At 50.1% G+C, this 16,992-nt stretch carries 16 protein-coding genes; 6 read left to right on the top strand and 10 right to left on the bottom strand.

The genetic code is table 11. The features are described 5' to 3' along the window. Positions 1-702: 702 nt before the first annotated feature. The 3 genes from F456_RS0105235 to F456_RS23445 all read right to left on the bottom strand — a co-directional run bounded on the left by F456_RS0105235 (position 703) and on the right by F456_RS23445 (position 3,479). Positions 703-1,284: a TetR/AcrR family transcriptional regulator gene (locus F456_RS0105235; RefSeq protein WP_018975947.1), complete on the bottom strand. Its 582-nt coding sequence runs from the start codon at positions 1,282-1,284 to the stop codon at positions 703-705. 273 nt (positions 1,285-1,557) lie between these two features. Then, positions 1,558-2,241 (bottom strand): metal-dependent hydrolase, encoded by a 684-nt coding sequence (locus tag F456_RS0105240; RefSeq protein WP_018975948.1) that lies wholly within the window; start codon positions 2,239-2,241, stop codon positions 1,558-1,560. 194 nt (positions 2,242-2,435) lie between these two features. Beyond that, positions 2,436-3,479: a cell wall hydrolase gene (locus F456_RS23445; protein WP_018975949.1), complete on the bottom strand. Its 1,044-nt coding sequence runs from the start codon at positions 3,477-3,479 to the stop codon at positions 2,436-2,438. A 578-nt stretch (positions 3,480-4,057) separates the two neighbouring features. Between F456_RS23445 and F456_RS0105250 the strand changes: the two genes are divergently transcribed. The 3 genes from F456_RS0105250 to F456_RS0105260 all read left to right on the top strand — a co-directional run bounded on the left by F456_RS0105250 (position 4,058) and on the right by F456_RS0105260 (position 6,496). Next, entirely contained in the window at positions 4,058-4,636 is a 579-nt protein-coding gene (locus tag F456_RS0105250; protein WP_018975950.1) for an RNA polymerase sigma factor, read from the top strand. After that, on the top strand, positions 4,633-5,751 hold the full coding sequence (locus tag F456_RS23450) for an anti-sigma factor domain-containing protein (protein ID WP_018975951.1): 1,119 nt from the start codon (positions 4,633-4,635) through the stop codon (positions 5,749-5,751). The genes F456_RS0105250 and F456_RS23450 overlap by 4 nt, the downstream gene beginning before the upstream one ends. Positions 5,752-5,968: 217 nt before the next feature. Continuing rightward, on the top strand, positions 5,969-6,496 hold the full coding sequence (locus F456_RS0105260; RefSeq protein WP_018975952.1) for an AraC family transcriptional regulator: 528 nt from the start codon (positions 5,969-5,971) through the stop codon (positions 6,494-6,496). A 56-nt stretch (positions 6,497-6,552) separates the two neighbouring features. Here F456_RS0105260 and thpR read toward each other — a convergent pair whose 3' ends face one another. Together thpR and F456_RS0105270 are read right to left on the bottom strand one after the other, a co-directional pair. Next, positions 6,553-7,215, bottom strand: a complete 663-nt coding sequence (gene thpR / locus F456_RS0105265) for an RNA 2',3'-cyclic phosphodiesterase (RefSeq protein ID WP_018975953.1) — start codon at positions 7,213-7,215, stop codon at positions 6,553-6,555. Between the two features lie 148 nt (positions 7,216-7,363). Further along, positions 7,364-8,227 (bottom strand): YihY/virulence factor BrkB family protein, encoded by an 864-nt coding sequence (locus tag F456_RS0105270; RefSeq protein ID WP_018975954.1) that lies wholly within the window; start codon positions 8,225-8,227, stop codon positions 7,364-7,366. Between the two features lie 170 nt (positions 8,228-8,397). Between F456_RS0105270 and F456_RS0105275 the strand changes: the two genes are divergently transcribed. Beyond that, a complete protein-coding gene (locus F456_RS0105275; protein WP_018975955.1) occupies positions 8,398-9,348 on the top strand; it encodes a D-2-hydroxyacid dehydrogenase in 951 nt (316 codons plus the stop codon). A 166-nt stretch (positions 9,349-9,514) separates the two neighbouring features. On the opposite strand, the gene F456_RS0105280 is transcribed toward F456_RS0105275, so the two are convergent. Continuing rightward, complete coding sequence (locus F456_RS0105280) at positions 9,515-10,429, bottom strand: DMT family transporter (protein WP_018975956.1); 915 nt, start codon at positions 10,427-10,429, stop codon at positions 9,515-9,517. Positions 10,430-10,622: 193 nt separating this feature from the next. On the opposite strand from F456_RS0105280, the gene F456_RS0105285 reads away from it, so the two are divergent. Beyond that, a complete protein-coding gene (locus tag F456_RS0105285) occupies positions 10,623-12,185 on the top strand; it encodes an aminotransferase-like domain-containing protein (RefSeq protein ID WP_018975957.1) in 1,563 nt (520 codons plus the stop codon). A gap of 290 nt (positions 12,186-12,475) precedes the next feature. Here the strand turns inward: F456_RS0105285 and F456_RS0105290 are convergent, their stop codons facing one another. The 3 genes from F456_RS0105290 to F456_RS23455 form a co-directional block, all read right to left on the bottom strand. Beyond that, on the bottom strand, positions 12,476-13,435 hold the full coding sequence (locus F456_RS0105290) for an MsnO8 family LLM class oxidoreductase (RefSeq protein WP_018975958.1): 960 nt from the start codon (positions 13,433-13,435) through the stop codon (positions 12,476-12,478). A gap of 244 nt (positions 13,436-13,679) precedes the next feature. Next, entirely contained in the window at positions 13,680-15,086 is a 1,407-nt protein-coding gene (locus tag F456_RS0105295) for a deoxyguanosinetriphosphate triphosphohydrolase family protein (protein ID WP_018975959.1), read from the bottom strand. Positions 15,087-15,306: 220 nt separating this feature from the next. Continuing rightward, a complete protein-coding gene (locus F456_RS23455; RefSeq protein WP_018975960.1) occupies positions 15,307-15,828 on the bottom strand; it encodes a phage holin family protein in 522 nt (173 codons plus the stop codon). A gap of 590 nt (positions 15,829-16,418) precedes the next feature. Here F456_RS23455 and F456_RS0105305 point away from each other — a divergent pair. Beyond that, the gene (locus F456_RS0105305; protein WP_018975961.1) at positions 16,419-16,661 is read left to right on the top strand and encodes a type B 50S ribosomal protein L31; all 243 of its coding nucleotides are present in this window, start codon (positions 16,419-16,421) and stop codon (positions 16,659-16,661) included. Between the two features lie 162 nt (positions 16,662-16,823). Here the strand turns inward: F456_RS0105305 and F456_RS23930 are convergent, their stop codons facing one another. Continuing rightward, positions 16,824-16,982 carry a sigma factor gene (locus F456_RS23930; protein ID WP_083923515.1) on the bottom strand — a complete coding sequence of 53 codons (159 nt, stop codon included), beginning with the start codon at positions 16,980-16,982 and terminating at the stop codon, positions 16,824-16,826. Between the last annotated feature and the right edge of the window lie 10 nt (positions 16,983-16,992).

Consider the following 16,992-nt stretch of genomic DNA (forward strand, 5'->3'; position numbering starts at 1 on the left):
GAACAGACTCCTGTTCGCACCCGGGCGGGGTCCGCTGGGGTTCGAAAAGCAGTCTTCCACATCCCGCAGCAGGGCGACCGTAAGGCGGCCGAACGGTCATCCGGCGCTCCGGCAGCCTTACGGCGTACCGGTTGTCGGTTCCGATTCGACCTCTCGGCCGTCCCTGCTGCAGATTCGCAGTTGGATTTTAGTTCCCCCATTGTAACATTCAGCTTACATAGCACGCAATTTAAATCTTTTATCCGCCTGATAAAAAAACTTTTCACGGAGAAGCATTAGCGCATTGATGTGCAAAATTGAAGAACCGTGCACTCACATCGTTTTCAAATAAGAATGGCATGATTTTGAGTCATTATACGACAAAACTTCTTCTTTGCCTATGCCTGAGACGATTTGTCCAAGCAATGATGCAAAATGTGCAAAAAACGTTTTTCATTCTATTCGAATTATTGTTCTTGTTCGGTAATTTCTATGTATTACGATTTGTTATGAAAAAAACCTTTTCCGATTGCGGAAAAGGTTTTGAAGAACAAACCGGATGTCCGTCTGGAGTCTACGGCTTAACCTTTTTGTTTATCTACTATTATATAGGTGGTGTATCGCGCAACTGCCTGACGCTCTTGCCACAGCTCTTCAGCCAGATCGAATCCGGAACAGACCCTAACGTTGAACTTGTCTCCGTACGGCGAACGCCTCATTTGCTCAAAGAGCAGTAGTAAATCCTTCAGTCAGGAAAGTAAACATATGCCGTTTCAATTCTTCTTTGGTCATGGGCTTATGATGCATCTCCCATTCGCCAGTCAGCGCAATAAACAGTTTCAGCATACCAAAGGCGATGACTTCAGCGTTGCCTTGACGAATAGCACCTTTGTCCATCGATTCGCGAATAACCCGTTCAAGGAACTCCAAGACTACGCGTTCAACCTTGAACAAAGCGGCTTTGGCCTGAGGAGTCCCGATATCCCGCAGTTCTTGCGACAGCTTCAAGAACAGATCATGCTCCTCCCGGAATTCCAGAATAGCATCCAGCGCCTGATAAACATTTTCGAAAAACGGACGTTCTGCATGAATTTCCGCCTCGGCTCTGCGCCGCAATTCACGGATGGCCTCCAGCAAAATTTCATCAAAGAGCTCTTCCTTGTTTTCAAAAAAGGTATAGATTGTGCCTTTGCCTACATTTGCAATCTTCGCTACCTGATCCATCGTGGTCGCTTTGTATCCGAACAGCGAGAACGACTGGGCAGCCGCATGCAGTACCTGCTCGCGGCGGTCGACAACAGCCATACTCCCCCTCCTCTTTTTCTCTATATTTGACTAAAATTACAAAACGGTCATTTGGTCAAATTAAATCTATCATATCGTTCCCTTGATCGCAACCCATTTTTAATTCTGTTAACGATCTACTCAAAAAAAGTCCTTTCCGCTGCGGCGGAAAGGACCATTTGCATGCGGAATGCCGCAGGACCTTTACAAGGAGACGATAGAAGATCGCTTCTGCACAACCATTAAAGCGGAGCCTTTACGTTAATGACATGTCCACTCGCTCCAAGGCAGTTGTCAGACTTCAAGGCTTTCCTTGCTTTGCAGCGCGATTCCTTCAATACCAGCTTCCTTAAGATTGGCGCAGAAAGCCTCCACATCCTGTTCGATTGCAGGGAATGTATTGTAATGCAGCGGCAGTACTTTTGGCGCTCCCACCCATTTGGCCGCAATCAAGGCATCCTCCGGCCCCATTGTGAAGAAATCGCCGATCGGCAGGGCCGCAATATCAATGTTATTGAGCTCACCGATAATTTTCATATCACCGAATAGAGCAGTATCTCCGGCATGATAGAGCGTCTTACCGCCCATTGTCAATAAAATACCGGCCGGTTCGCCTCCGTAAATCACTTTATCGTCTACGGTCAACGAAGAGCTATGGAATGCTAGCGTATATTTGACTTTAATACCCTCTAATTGATGCGAGCCTCCGATATTCATGCCGACTGTCTTAACGCCCTGCTCCATACAATAATTGGCAAGCTCAACAGGCGCAACAACGGGACAGTCATTAGCTTTGGCAATCCCAATCGTATCGCCAAAATGATCGTTATGCGCATGTGTCAGCAGTACGGCATCCACTCGAATATCAGCCGGTTTGACTTCGGAATTAGGGTTTCCGGTCAGGAACGGATCAATAATGACGGATTTGCCTTCCGCTTCCACCAGCAGTGCAGAATGTCCGAGATACGTAATTTTCATAAACGAAATGCCCCTTTCGCGTTCGAATTGGCCTGCATCAATCGACAAGACTGATTTGGACGTAGAGGTCCCGTCTTTGCAGAAATAAGATATAAACGCCTTTCCCTTATTATAACTTGTGAAAGTATGTATACCAAATTCGCAATCGATTCTTTTGAGCAGCCGCTGCCGAGTTTGAGTTTCGTTTAGAAATTTTATTTGAAGAAAGTATGATGTCCAATCTTCTTAACTGGGGTGCGCGTATTCGGAACTGTCATATCGGTCGCGATTTCCAAGGACACGAAATAGTACGTATCATCCGGCACTTCCTTTCGGCCATTCAGCGCTTCTGCTGCGGCTTTGATGGAATCTTCGGAAGGTACGACGCGATCGAAACGGCCGTTCTGCACGGGAGAAAACTGGTATCTCTGATAAATAACGTTTCGAATAGTATCGGGATAATTGGCGGACCGAAGCCGATTCAGGACAACGTTGGCGACAGCCACTTTGCCTGCGTAAGGTTCGCCTTCCGCTTCTGCCATGACGATTCTTTGCAGCAAAAGCAGGTCTTCGTTAGACAGTGCGTAGGTCCAGGTCGCTTCGGAAGCTTGATCCTGGCTGAGCAGCGCTGTTTTTGTGAAGAACAATTGTTTTGGGGGAGTTAGAGATGACACTGCCGCTTCCTTGATGGCTGCCGTTTTGACTGTAACCGAATGGTCGGCATTGTCATCGGCTGTTGCCACGGCTGCAGGCTTTTGAGTAGAAACAGAGACGGTTTCAACTGTTTCTTCGGTATTTTTCTGCTTCTGTGCATTCTTCGAATTTTGGATGTCTTTCTGTTTATCGGAGTCTTGCGAAGCATCTGTAGTCTGATTCGTTTTCGAAGAGGCCACTTTCTCCTTGTCGGATGTATTTTCGGACACGGTCTTTTCTTTAGTGGCGGACGGACTGTTTTCCTGCTGCTTCTCTGTCAAAGATTTGGCTGTCTGCTCTTCTTTCGATTCTTCTTTTATTTCTGCTGTTGTTTCTGCTTTCGATTTTTCTGTCGACGTCAAAGAAGCTGTCTTCAGCGTAAATTCGGGATGTAAGACTCCATCAAAAGCGACATCGGTCAATTCGCAGGCCCCCATGCCAACGCTTGCCGATTCCCCATTAGACGGACGAACGTCGTTTGACGCCCATACAGTCCCTGCACAAATGAAAATCAAGATCACACCGATCAGCAGTACGACCCAACGATTAGTTTTAAGTTGTTCCATAAATATCCTCCTAGCTCTCGGCATACTCCCTTCCTATGTAACCGTTCCAAAACGGTTTGAATCCGCTTTTTGCCGAAAGCATGTTCGCGTTTTTTGGTAATTTTAATATCAGGAAGAGGTCTTCTAAAAAATGCACAAACGCAATTATAACGCAATCTTCGAACTTTTTCACCTTTTTTCATGAAACTATCATTGTCATGAGGCTTTTCATAGATTGTCAAAACCATATTTCAACTACTTATTTTTCTTGTATATTTGTTCAAATTTCAGCATAACGACGGGGTTTTCCTCTCTAACTCATTAGCTGTTCGAGTCATTCAAAAAACCCAAAATAAAAAAAGATCCGTGGCTTCTCTCTTTTCTTTCTCAATCCTTTTTTCAACTTAAAACATTCTGTTACCTAACTTCTTCACCTTTTATTTTCAGGTTTTAACATTGCACATTTTGGATTCATTTGTAAAAGTAATTTCCAATTTTTTTAGAAAAACATCACCGATTTATTTTCTTTATTCGTCATCCATAGCAAAAGATTTTGCGAAGGTTATAATAGAAGGGAGAAAATCGAGAGGAGCTCCTGGATGAATGAACAAGCGGAAGACCTGCAGCTGATTCGGCGAATCGCCGATCGGGATGCAGGAGCACTCGAACATCTATACGACATCTACGAGCGGCCCGTGTATGCTTTTGCTTACCGGCTGCTGAACGACGCGATGGCAGCCGAAGAAGCAGTACAGGAGCTGTTCTTGCGCATCTGGAACAATGCGGAACGATATGATTCTTCCCACGGCAAGCTTTCGACCTGGATGTTTGCGCTGGCGCGCAACATTTCGATCGACATGCTCCGGCGGCGCAATGCAAGAGCAGCGGCCGTCCCTGTGGAAGACGAACAGCTGAATACCGTAATCGACGAAACATCAGATACAGAGCTGGCTGTGGAACGAACTCTGGAAGGGGAACAGATTCGATCCGCGCTGGATCAGCTTGGCGAAGAACAACAGCAGGTCATCGACCTGATTTACTATAAGGGATTGACGCAGCAGGAAGTATCAGATCGCTGCGCCATCCCGCTTGGAACAGTTAAGAGCCGTGTCAGACTGGCCTTGAAACAGCTGCATAAGCGGCTGTCGGGAATGGAAAGGGGGGAATCGAGAGTATGAATGAACGCAAGGAATCCATGATGGATTGGGCCGAACTTTATGTGCTCGGCGGACTGAACGAAGCGGAAACGGCCGAGTACGAAGCCTACCTGCAGCATAATGCCGAAGAGCAGCGGCGTGTGGCCGAACTGCGCGATACGGTAGGCATGCTGGCCTTGGCTGCCAAGCCGGCTGCCCCCCCTGCAGGAATGAAGGGAAGAATTCTGGGGAACATTCTGGGCACAGGTACGGTGTCCAATTCAGACCGAACAGAAACGGTCGTCGAACAGACAGACGCCGACGTTCGGAGCAGCAGTCGTCATGAAGATCGAACAAGATCCGAACATGAGACGGAAATTCAGCTTGAACAAGCTCGACAGGGAATCGAAGCCGGAGAAGCTCGGAGAGCGGCAGAAGTTCGCACCGGAAGCGGCAGTCTGCTTGCAGCGGATGTGTCCGGCAAAGCACAGCATGCCAAAGAGCAAAAGACAAATGCTCCTCAAGCGCCGGAACAAGAGATCCCTTCCGTTGGGATAGACGAACGTGCCGGACGCAAAAACGTACAGACCGATCCTGTAGAGGAAGCGCAAACGTCACGGAAGGCAGCCCGTGCGCGCAGCGGACGCAGCCTGTGGGCAGGCGCAGCCGCGATTATGGCAGCGGCTGCTGTACTGCTGGGCATCTATTCGGCTCAGCTGCGCGGAGAATTGAATGACATGCGCACGAACCTTACAGCGATGGAACAGCGAACGTCGGACATGGAACGGCAGCTCGCCATGTCGACACAGCCTGCTGTAGGTGCTCAGGTTGCGCGTACCGTTCCGCTGGTCGGCAGCGAGAATGCTCCGCAGGCTTCGGGCATGGCCGCTATGGTGCAGGACGATACCGGTACGCGTCTAGTTGTACAGGCCGAGGATCTGCCAGCACTCAGCGGCAGCGAGGCCTATCAGGTCTGGTTAATCAAGGACGGACAGCCGATCAATGCAGGTACGTTCCAATCCGGCAGCGGAAATGGTGCACTTACGTATACCATGCAGCCGGACGATTACGACATGGTAGCCATTACATTGGAACCGGATGCCCAAGGTGATCAGCCGCGTGGACAAATGCTGTTGACAGCTGCACTGAACGGCTGAGTCTTTTAAAACAAATATTCGGCTACATGATATAAAGTACATGCAGCAGATTCATTAGATCAACTAAACCCCGGGACTCCTTCGCCTTCTGGCTTGGGAATCCCGGGGTCTTCAATTTGATCATTTTCCATTTTTTATAATAAATTGATGAATATCATTTTATAGCATGTTAGAGTCGAATCGCAGCGCATGCAGGCTGCAGAGAGGATAACAGTAAATGAAAATCGCATTTGAGCTTGAAACCATGTCTCCCGTCCGGATCGCTTATGTACGAAAAAAAGGAGCTTACGGCCCGGGTAATCAGCAGGCGATGCAGCAGCTAAAAGACTGGGCGCGTAATCATCATCTACTAAATGAAGAAGCGATCATTCTGGGTATTCCGCAGGATGATCCGCGAATCACTCCCTCAGAGGAATGCCGGTATGACGCCTGTATCGTGACCGATCAGAAGATCGGATCGGAAGACCCCGTCCGTGAAGGAGCTTTTGAAGGTGGAGTCTATGCAGTATTCTGCATCCCTCATACGGCTGAAGCTGTACAAACGGCCTGGTCGGCTGTATTTCCGGCGCTGCAAAAAGCCGGCTATCGTGTAGACGATAAGCCGGCTGTCGAACGTTACAAAGGTATCCTTCTGCAAAACGGATGGTGCGAGCTGTGCGTGCCGATTGCCGCTGCACAAAATAGAGAGCAATTTGTGGAAGCAGCGTCTCCCGCGCCTGCAGAGCGAACAAACATAACCGTCTGACTAAAGGGACTGGACTGGTTTGGACTGGTTTAGATGGGATCGACCCGCCGTTCAGCTTACGTGCCACTGCCGCCGAACGGAAATTCCGCAATCCGCTCGTACATCGGACGCTGGTGCATATGCGTCCGGTACAGCACCGCCCGGTCTACGGTACCGGCGGATAGTACCGGAGCCGTCTTGAGCAGCGCCGGCTCAAAAGGACGCTGGCCCGCCGCATATTTGCGGGCCAGCGTCAAATGCGCTCGGAAGCTGCGCTTCTCCGGCGCGAATCCCAGCGGCGCCAGCGCCGACTCGGCCGCCGCAGCCAGGCGCTCAAGTGCCGCCGAGCCCTCCTCCGGCTCGGCGAACAGCACTCGCGGCGCTTCCGGCAGCCCAAAGGTGCCTGCGCCGTCCAAGGTCATCGCGAACGGTGTCTCGCCCAAGAACGCTTCCCGCAGTGCGGATTCGACTGCCGGAATATCTTCCTGCTCCACATCGCCCAGAAACTTTAGCGTAAAATGGTAATCCCGCGGATCTGTCCAGCGGCGAAAAGTCTCGACGCCGAAAGCCGACTTCGCCCATACTGCGAGTGCATCAGCCGCTTCTTCTCCGATCGGTACGGCCGCGAAAATCCGCGGCCGGATTTCTTTGCCCGGACCGTCTCCCTGCCGGTCCGTTTGCTTCTTCGCCGGCTTTCCTTCATTATATCTTTCGTTTGGCTCAGAGGAATTAAGCTGCACGGCGTCCCCTCCTTTTCCCAAGTGATGCTTTTCTAACCGAAACTTTTCTTCTAACTGAAGCTTTTCTAACTAAAACCCCTCTGATTGAATCTCCTCTAACAGGTTCAACTCCCTTTCCGGGTATCTACTCGCCGTACACCTAACTCTACTAAGTCCCTTCGCTCGCCTGTTGGCTTTTTCTCGGCCCAGACTTGCCTTCTCTCAGCGTCGCGTTCACTTCGCCTCCAACGATAATGATAATGGAGCTGAGGTACAACCAGGTCAGCAGGATGATGATACCACCAAGGCTACCGTATGTTCTGGAGAAATTGCCGAAGTTATTCACGTAGAACGAGAACAACAGCGAAGTGAGAATCCAACCTATAGTGGCAAATATCGCTCCCGGTACGGCCTCCCTAAGCCGAATCTTCCGATTGGGCGCAATCCAATATAGAGCTGTAAAGACCGCAATCAGGACGATCAGCGGAATACTGTACTGCAGTAGTCCCCAAATCCGATCAAAGCCTGACGGGTTATCGAGCAGAATTTTGACCTGGCTTCCGATCCAACTTCCCAATACGAGCAGCAGCAAACTGACGATTAACACAACGCCAAGCACCAATGTGGACAACAGCGATACAAGTCGAACCTGCCAGAACTTGCGATTCTCTTCCACGTCGTAGGCTTTATTCAAACCTCTGATAACGGCATTAATTCCTCGAGAGGCCGTCCAGAGCGTCGCTATCATACCGATTGACAGCAGCGCTCCGCTGCCTTGAACGACTTCGCTGAGAATACTCTCCACTGTCTCCATAGCCGCAGCAGGTACGACTTCGCGTGCCAAATTCATCATTTGATCAATCGAGAGATTAATATACCCAATCAGCGTAACCAGAAAAATGAGAAACGGGAAAAAAGACAACAGCAAATAATAAGCGAGCTGAGCTCCAATTCCAGTGACCTCGTCGTCACGAATGCGCACATACAGACGATATCCGAAATCCAGGGCGTACATTGCGTATTTTCCGATCATAGTGTCTCCTTTCAAACGGTTTAACCAACAGCCTTACTCCCTTGCCTACTGGTACTATACCCGTTTTCCGCTTACATTTCGCGTCATCAGAGTGCCAGGAAGATTTATATGCCGAACTTTGCTACGATGGAAGGGTAGATTTTCCGAACCCGAAGGAGGAGTATCCCAATATGCCGACGATTCTGACGCTGTATGAAATTCCAGAGGAATACGCGAAGCAAATCCGAGAGATCGCACCGGATTACGAACTGAAAAGCGTACCAGTTAAGGAAGTAACTCCCGAGCAGATCCGTGAAGCTGACATTTTGGTCGGTTGGAACCGAAAAATGGAGCAAGCAGCCCTAGAAAGCGACAACTTAAAATGGATACAGTCATGGTCCGCAGGTGTGGATTACTTCCCGATGGATCAATTGGAAGAAAAAAAAGTGCTGCTGACTAACGCCGGCGGCGTGCACGCTATCCCGATATCCGAGCATATTTTTGCCGTTCTGCTGGCCATGTCCCGCAATCTGCATGGCAACATACGCAGCCAGGTCCATGGAAAATGGGATAAAGGCGGCCTCTACGGTGAAATTTCAGGTCTGACAATGGCGATTGTAGGTACAGGCCATATCGGACGGGCGACAGCCAGGATTGCTAAAGCATTCGGTATGCATACGATCGGTGTCCGCCATTCCGGCGATCCGGAAGAGCATATCGACGACATGTACAAGACCGACGGAATCGAGCAAGCTTTCTCCAAAGCCGATGTGGTCGTCAATATTTTGCCGCTGACGGACGAAACCCACCACTTCTTCAACAAAGACAGCTTTGGTTACATGAAAAAAGGAACCGTATTTATCAACGTGGGCCGCGGGCCGAGTGTCGATACGGATGCCTTGATCGAAGCACTCGATTCCGGCAAACTTTCCAGTGCGGCACTCGATGTATTTGAAAAAGAACCTCTGCCGGAAGATCACCCGTTGTGGAAACGCGAAGATGTAATTATCACACCTCATGCGGCAGGCAATACCGATCACTACGATGTTCGCGCTGCGGAAATTTTTGTCGATAACTTGAAAGCTTTTGTAAAAGGCGAAACGCTTCCTCGAAATTTGGTCGATTATTCGCGTAAATATTGATACTGATCGCACCTTAAGGAAGATGACTGCACCCTACATTTGCTCACTTTTTACAGAAAGAAATTCAGATGTATATTATAGTAGAAAAAAGTATGGAACCCGGGTTAAGAGCGCCGGGTTTCATACTTTTTTTATGTATTTCGAACTTTTTGTTCCTGCAGCTTTTCTACGCTCCGGCGGCGTTCCTTCGTGCTTGAAACAACCCGCGGATCGCTTCCCAGTTGGTCAGCAGTACACCGGCCAGTACAATAAGCGAGCCGATTGCCGCATTCCAATGCAGCGGCTCACCATATAACCAGGCACCGAGTGCGAGTGCAATAAATGGCGAAACATACAGCCACGTAGTCGGAAATACAGGATGAGTACGGGAGACAAGCCAGTAGAACAAAGTATGTCCGGCCATCGAACCGATCAGCGTCAGGTAGAGCAGCGACAGCAGCGCTTGTGAAAAATCCGTAATCCCAGCATGGTTATGCTCTGTCAGCAGCGACAGCAGAAGCAGCAGCCAACCGCCATGCATCATCTGAGCCGCATTGAGTGCAGTAGGCGAAGCATCCGGCAGACGGATCATCGCATGTTTGGCCAGCAGTGCTCCACTCGCATAGCCAATCTCTCCCGCCACAACGACCAGACCTGCGATCAACCACATTCTGCCCTGCCCACCTTCGCTTCCCGGTAGAAGCAGCAGTGCCACACCAGCCGTTCCGATCAATGTGCCGGTCAGCGCCAGCTTGGAAATACGAATACCTGATACGCCTGCCTGCAGCAGCAGAACAAAGGCCGGCCCGGTAGCTGACAGCACTGAAGCAAGCCCCGATGAAATATATTGTTCTGCCCAATACAATGCCGCGAATGTGCAAAATGTCAGGCCAAACCCGGTCAGCAGCGTTTCTCTATGCAGAAGCAAAGAGAAGCTGCGCTTACGCAGAGCAGTCAGCCCTAACATCATCAGCAGACCGGCGGCAAAAAATCGTAAGCCTGCTCCGAAAAAGGGAGGTAGACCGGCCTCGACTCCCAGCTTGATCGCCAAAAAAGTCGTTCCAAAAATCAAACACATTATCAAATAGCCGATTAGATTCATTGTTCTGCCTCCTTTGTTTGCCTTATTGTAAAAGAAGAGGCTTAGAACAAATAAACGAAAACAGAACAGATTGTCTTTCATCCTACAGCAAAATGGGCTATGATGACGATATCTTAAATAAACGGACTATCTTAATCGGAAGACAAGGGAAAAATCTTCGATCCGGCGAAACCGGAAGCAGGGAGAAGCGCTTATGGGACACAATTATTCCATTGACTCAAATAGAAGGGGCCGGGCAGGCAGTCCCGGAAGCACCGCAGCGCGTACAGGAGATGCTGCACAAGCACCGGGCGGATTCTTCCCGCCGCTGGCCACTTCAACCGCCTTGGCGGCTGAGCTGCGCATACGTATTGCGCGCGGAGACTGGATTGAAGGCGAGAAGATGCCTTCGGTACGCCGTCTTTCGGAGGATACCGGCCTGCATCGACTAACCGTATATAAAGCCTATGGCTTGCTCAAGGAAGAAGGGCTGATCGAATCCCGAGAAAAATCTGGTTATTATCTGACCGTATCCCGCCAGCCTGTAGAAACCGGCTTCGGCAGCATCCGTAGACCGCGCACTGCCGCAGGCAGCAATCAGGAACCGGCAGACACGGAACCTGTTCTGCCTGCCCTGCTTGGCGAGCTGCACAGCGTTGACTGCCGCTATCAATTTTCGCAGGCGCTGATCGATCCGCTGCTGCTCCCTAATTCGTACTTGGCTGAAGAAGCCAAACGGGTATTTGACCTGTATCCACGAGTACTCGGCACCTATGCCCCGCTGCAGGGAGACGAGGAACTGCTGGTTGCGCTGCGCCGTTATCTATCTGAGACATGCAGCTTCGTACCGGAAGGACAAGAGCTGCTTGTAACAGGGGGCGCTCAGGAAGCCATTCATCTTGTATGTGAAGCACTTGTCCGCCCAGGTGATGCCGTGCTGATTGAACAGCCAAGCTACAGCATTGCCATTGAGGTTTTCAAGCATCGTAATGCCCGTCTTGTGCCTGTCGACCTCCATCCGGACGGATACCGGCTGGATGAATTGGAGGCGCTGATGCGCCGTCATCGACCGGTACTGTTCTACCTGAACCCAACTTTCCACAATCCGACCGGCAGGTGCGTACCAGCCGAACAGCGCAAGCATCTTACCGATCTAGCAGAAAAGTATGGCTGTATTCTGGTTGAAGATGATGCGTTTCGTGATGTTTATTTCGGCTCGCCTCCTCCCCCGCCGGTATACGGCTACGATACGGCCGGCAATACGATTTATGTACGCAGTTTCAGCAAATACATTTTTCCCGGCCTGCGTATCGGCTGCCTTGCTGCCCGATCGGATCTGATGCGTCGTCTGCTGACTGCCAAAGCGCGTAGTATAGGCGGAACGCCGCTGCTGAACCAGAAAGTGTTCACCCATCACTTCCAGTCAGAACGCTCGCGTCGTCATCTGCATAAGCTGCGTACTGCGCTTCAACTGCGCAAAGAAGCAATGGAAACGGCACTGGAAGGATCAGGATGGAACTGGCACTCGCCTTCAGGCGGACTAAGCCTATGGATCGAGCTGCCCGAAGGCATCGATTCGTCGAGACTGTTGGCCGACGCGCTGGCGGGAGGTCCGAATAACGATGAAACGGTCTCGTTCGTTCCCGGAACGTTCTTCGATCCTTTGGGCCGTCCGGACCGCCATATCCGGCTCAGCTATTCGCTGCTGAACGAACGGCGTATTGCGGAAGGCGTAGCGCTGCTGCGCGAGTATGCAGAGCGGCAGCTTGGTCAATGAGCGGAATGGAATCGAGTCCGCATCGGCAAATAAAGCCAAAAACCAGCCAATAGTGTTATGAGGATTCATGGGATGTTATGACAAAAAGCCTGCCTAAGCGAAGGTTCTACTCCTTCACTCTGGCAGGCTTTTCCCTGTCTTTTCCTTATCCCTATCTTTTCCTTACCCTTATCTTTGCCGTATCCTTTTCCATCTTTGGATTCGGTTCTGTCTTAGGGGTATGGCTGTCCGTCTGCAGAATGTACCCGACCGTATTCCCGGATCGGCTTCTACAAGACGCCTACCCAGATTTATTGCTGTCCGCCCAATCCTGCGGCTTCCGCGATCAGACGGAAAGACTCCAGACGATCCTCATATTCCATAACCGGGGAGACGACCATAATTTCATCCGCATTGTAAGCGTCCCCGATCTCCAGCAGCCGCTCGCGTACCCTAGACACATCACCGACAACGAGCGACATGCGATCGTCTTTTCCCTTCAGATCGGGACGTCCGACCGACGATTCCGGGAACTGCGCCCGGAATTTTTCGGCCAGCGTCAACGCGTTGCTGTCAGTCTTCGCGCAAATCGCGTGAATAGCAACCATGACATGTGGTTTCTCACGGGCCGGTGAAGGTGAGAACGCTTCGCGATACGCATTCACGATCTCCGGGCCGTCGCTCGAGCTCATAAATTGTCCGAATGCATAATAAGCTCCGCAGGACGCAGCCATCCCCGCACTCTTGGTGTTTGTGCCGAGCAGCCACAGCTCGGGTGGCTGTGTCGGTTCCGGTCGCGCTCTTACGGACTCGCCGTCATAACGATAACTTCCATTCATCAGTTGGCACAGCTGAGTGACTTTCTCCGGCATTTCGCCTACATGAGCAAGAAAGTTGCCGCTGAGCGCCATCGTCGTATGCGCGTCTCCGCCCGGCGCCCGGCCAACGCCAAGATCAATGCGACCCGGGTAGAGAGCCGACAGCAGATTGAAGCATTCCGCTACCTTGAGCGGACTGTAATGCGGCAGCAGCACGGCTCCAGCGCCGATACGAATACGGTTTGTGCGCGCGCCAATGTGAGCCAGCATCACTTCGGGTGCTGTACAGGCCAACGATTCCATTCCGTGGTGTTCGGACAACCAATAACGTCCGTAACCCCACTCTTCGGCGCTGGCTGCCAGCTTCGCCGACTGGCTTAACGCTTCTTCGTCCGAGACTCCGCCGAGCCGAGGCGACATATCCAGAATTCCCAATGCCAATTTTGTCATCATGCCTTACCCCTTCCCTGACGGCCGCCCGCTTCCGGTCTGCCGCCGGTCTCCCTTGCTGTCCGATCAATCGGGCTGCGCAAACCGCAGATTCCGACTCGATCCGTGCATCCCGCTTTCTCTATTTAACCCGATTCTGTATGCACCTATCTTCTAGTTGCCCGCGGCTCCGTTTATCCTCTTGTTTCTTTTGACGTCTGCTTTTTCTTTTTGTTGCGCTTCTTAATACTTTCTGCCCCGCATAAACTCAATCGATATCATAAATGGAACCGACTTTCAGTCCGTAAAGCTCATTATAGATTTTCTCTGCAAACATATCCGTCATGCCCGCGATGTAGTCAATGACCATACGCTCCCATGTCCATACCGGTGTCTCCTGCCGCTGATCCCGTTCAAAGCGTTGAATCCAGTCGCCGGGGATAATCGAGATTGCCGTTTTCGGATCAACGAATGCATCCCACAGCCGCCGGATAATCCACTCGCTGCGCTTTTGCAGACGCTGCACACGCAGATCGCGAATCATCGTGACCCAGGCGAAACTTTTAAGCACGCTCACAGTCCGCAGCATATCGTCATTTTCCGCACCGTCTTTCACAAACGTAACTTTTTTCCAATTTCCGTCGTCTATTACGCCCAAACTGCTGACGAAATGATTTACCCAGTAAGCCTTCACTTCGCGGCGTGTTCGAGAAAAGTCGCGGTCGCAGACCGGCCATTTCATATTCCAGACCCGGAGATAGTCGTCCAGCACCGCGCTGACCTTCATGCTGATCGCTTCACGGCCCATCCCCTGCCATACCCGGTCTTCAAGCGTCTGGATTTTCTCGATAATCAGCCGGTGGGTGCCTTCGTCATGCATGAAATGTTCGTGCACTTCGATCTTGCCTGCTTTGATACCGTCTTCCAGATCGTGCGCGGAATACGCAATATCGTCGCATAGATCCATGAGCTGCGCTTCCAGCGTCGTCCGGCGTTCCGGAATACGCCATTCTTTGCGGATTTCCGAAATGTAGTTCCATTCATTGCGATACATTCCCTTTTTATTTTCAAGCCCGGAGAAGGGATACTTGTTAATACCCAGCAGCACCGCGTCGGACAGATTAAGCCCGTCGAGATTTTCCCGCTTCTCCAAAAACATCATTAACCGAAAATTATGTGCGTTGCCCTCGAAATGTTCATACCGGTATCGCATTTCGCTGTGTTTTTCCCTTTTTTGCTCAGCGGATTCCTTTTTACCTCGGAGTGCCTTGCGGGTGCGTTCCTCAATCAGCTGCTCCAAAATGTCGGCCAGAACCTCTTCGCCTTTGTGCCCGAACGGCGGATGACCGAAATCGTGTGCAATCGATGCGCATTCCACAACTTCCGGATCAAGTACCAGCCCAGGACTGTCCGCGCGTTCAAGCGTGATTTCCGGGTATTGGAACACAAGGTTTTTCGCCGCCTGCCGCGCAATCTGTGCCACTTCAAGCGAATGCGTAAGCCGTGTCCGGTAGTAATCTCCCGTACCCGCGCCGAATACCTGCGACTTGCCCTGCAGTCTGCGGAACGTCGGGGAATGGATCAGCCTTGAATAGTCGCGCTCAAACGAAGAACGCGAAGCTTCGTGTTTATCTTCGGCATGCTGCCGGTGTTCTCTTTTTTCAGTCAAACTCATGTCGGTCCAGCCTCGCCCTCTCTGTCTGTTGAATCGGTTGGAGTCGATTATACCCGTTTTACCCTTTGCATAAAAGAGGTTGGGCATCCGCTTTTTATTATATCAGAGAGCGCGGTGCGAGAGTCTTGTGAATGACAAAAAAACCCGACGCTCCGGTTGTTAACCGGAAGTCGGGTTTTTACTGAAGCACTGTGCAATAAAACGGACTTCTATATTAGGCTTACTCAGAAACATTGTTTGGATTCTCCTTTCTCGGCTCTGAGACTTTTGCACATCTATTAGAAGATGGTCGTTTAGTCACTTCCTTTATTTGATCCGTTTTGTTCGTCTCCTCATCCCATTTATCCGCTTGATCGTTTTTATCCGACTTTTGGTTATCTGTTAACTCTTGCTTGGCATCCAGTATCTCCGTCCATCCCTCTATAGGATACGATTTTGATTGAAAAATTCTTACTATACTGTGCAGAATCTCAGGCATGGGGACACCTATTTTGCTCATATTTCCGATGATAGACAGAAGTTCGTTCGCCAAGTAGAAAAAAACAACTGCATCGCGAAAAATGTGCAGATCTCCTAATACTTCATCGATCATGTGTGCAATAGCTACAACCGCGAATATTGCAACCTTGCGCATGAGACCGACAAAGCAAATTCGGGTGCGAAGCTTGCCCCGTACCCATGCCGCTGCTCCTTCCGCCGCCCAATCAACGCTTGCCATTACCAGCAGTAATCCGATTAACATGTTTCATCCTCCTATTAGGCAGCCCTTACGGCTCCATCATCATTTTCGAACAAAAAATCTTCATGAATTATCATGAAGACCGGACTGTACAGCAAGCTTCTTTCTTCTAGTTCATGCCCCTTAATCCAAATTTCTCAAATCAAATCGATTTAAGTTCTTTTTCCATTCCTCCTTTCTCGGCTGTCTATAAAATACTTTTTCGGGAAGCTGTCTGAGAGTAGTTTCTGCCGCCAAACGCATGATAAAGACCGCTGCACGGCTTTGCAAAGCCGCAGCGGTCTTTTAGCAATCTTCAGCTTCTTTGATTTTTTTGCTGTGAGCCTTTCGCTCAGCTTCCCGATGATCTAATCTTAATTCATTTCCCTCCAACTGAAGATGGAGAAGTGTCAGATTTGCGTCTGATGAATGAAGAAAAAAAGACGAAGCTGGGCCGTTAAAGAAGGAAATAGTACAGGGTATCACATCTGCAGATCAATTAATCCTACCCTGCCTTTGATTTCTCTTACAATTGTTTATTGTCAATACGCTTGCCCTATGCTACTATATAGTGTATGTGATTATTGATTATTTTAAGAAGGAGTTGAAAATAGATGAAACAAGGAATCCACCCGGATTACCAGCCAGTGGTATTCATGGACACGAGCACAGGACACCAGTTCCTGAGCGCTTCGACTCGTAAATCCAACGAAACCGTTGCTTGGGAAGACGGCAACACGTATCCGCTGATCAAAGTGGAAATTAGTTCCGATTCGCACCCATTCTTCACCGGCAAACAGAAGATCCTCGATGCCGGCGGTCAAGTTGAACGCTTCAAAAAGAAATACAACATGTAAGATTAAGTTCGCGCAAGCGGACTTCTACAACCAGGCAGCGGAATTTTCCGACGCCTGTTTTTTTTACTCTTTTGACATAAAGAAAAGGCTGTGAATCCCTAAGGGGTTCACAGCCTTTTCTTTATGTTTTTATACTTCTTTGTTTTTTATACTTCCTTGTCTCTATACTTTGAAAGTGTTTCGCGCGATACGCAGCAGCCATGTTTTTATTGAGGCTTCTCTTCTAAATTTCGTTAAGGAGCGCAATGCCTTTACAAATGTCTCCTGCGTCGATCGTCGGCCGAATGGCGGCTGCCCGTCATAAAGAACAGATACTTCCATACCTCTCCCA

This window comes from Saccharibacillus kuerlensis DSM 22868, from assembly GCF_000378145.1.
In the GTDB taxonomy this organism is placed as follows: Bacteria; Bacillota; Bacilli; order Paenibacillales; family Paenibacillaceae; genus Saccharibacillus; species Saccharibacillus kuerlensis.

What these genes read in the sequence shown, in the direction of transcription:
- F456_RS0105235 (WP_018975947.1), bottom strand. Translation starts at nt 1,284, where the DNA reads ATGGCTGTTGTCGACCGCCGCGAGCAGGTACTGCATGCGGCTGCCCAG.
- F456_RS0105240 (WP_018975948.1), bottom strand. Translation starts at nt 2,241, where the DNA reads ATGAAAATTACGTATCTCGGACATTCTGCACTGCTGGTGGAAGCGGAA.
- F456_RS23445 (WP_018975949.1), bottom strand. Translation starts at nt 3,479, where the DNA reads ATGGAACAACTTAAAACTAATCGTTGGGTCGTACTGCTGATCGGTGTG.
- F456_RS0105250 (WP_018975950.1), top strand. Translation starts at nt 4,058, where the DNA reads ATGAATGAACAAGCGGAAGACCTGCAGCTGATTCGGCGAATCGCCGAT.
- F456_RS23450 (WP_018975951.1), top strand. Translation starts at nt 4,633, where the DNA reads ATGAATGAACGCAAGGAATCCATGATGGATTGGGCCGAACTTTATGTG.
- F456_RS0105260 (WP_018975952.1), top strand. Translation starts at nt 5,969, where the DNA reads ATGAAAATCGCATTTGAGCTTGAAACCATGTCTCCCGTCCGGATCGCT.
- F456_RS0105270 (WP_018975954.1), bottom strand. Translation starts at nt 8,227, where the DNA reads ATGATCGGAAAATACGCAATGTACGCCCTGGATTTCGGATATCGTCTG.
- F456_RS0105275 (WP_018975955.1), top strand. Translation starts at nt 8,398, where the DNA reads ATGCCGACGATTCTGACGCTGTATGAAATTCCAGAGGAATACGCGAAG.
- F456_RS0105280 (WP_018975956.1), bottom strand. Translation starts at nt 10,429, where the DNA reads ATGAATCTAATCGGCTATTTGATAATGTGTTTGATTTTTGGAACGACT.
- F456_RS0105285 (WP_018975957.1), top strand. Translation starts at nt 10,623, where the DNA reads ATGGGACACAATTATTCCATTGACTCAAATAGAAGGGGCCGGGCAGGC.
- F456_RS0105290 (WP_018975958.1), bottom strand. Translation starts at nt 13,435, where the DNA reads ATGATGACAAAATTGGCATTGGGAATTCTGGATATGTCGCCTCGGCTC.
- F456_RS0105295 (WP_018975959.1), bottom strand. Translation starts at nt 15,086, where the DNA reads ATGAGTTTGACTGAAAAAAGAGAACACCGGCAGCATGCCGAAGATAAA.
- F456_RS23455 (WP_018975960.1), bottom strand. Translation starts at nt 15,828, where the DNA reads ATGTTAATCGGATTACTGCTGGTAATGGCAAGCGTTGATTGGGCGGCG.
- F456_RS0105305 (WP_018975961.1), top strand. Translation starts at nt 16,419, where the DNA reads ATGAAACAAGGAATCCACCCGGATTACCAGCCAGTGGTATTCATGGAC.
- F456_RS23930 (WP_083923515.1), bottom strand. Translation starts at nt 16,982, where the DNA reads ATGGAAGTATCTGTTCTTTATGACGGGCAGCCGCCATTCGGCCGACGA.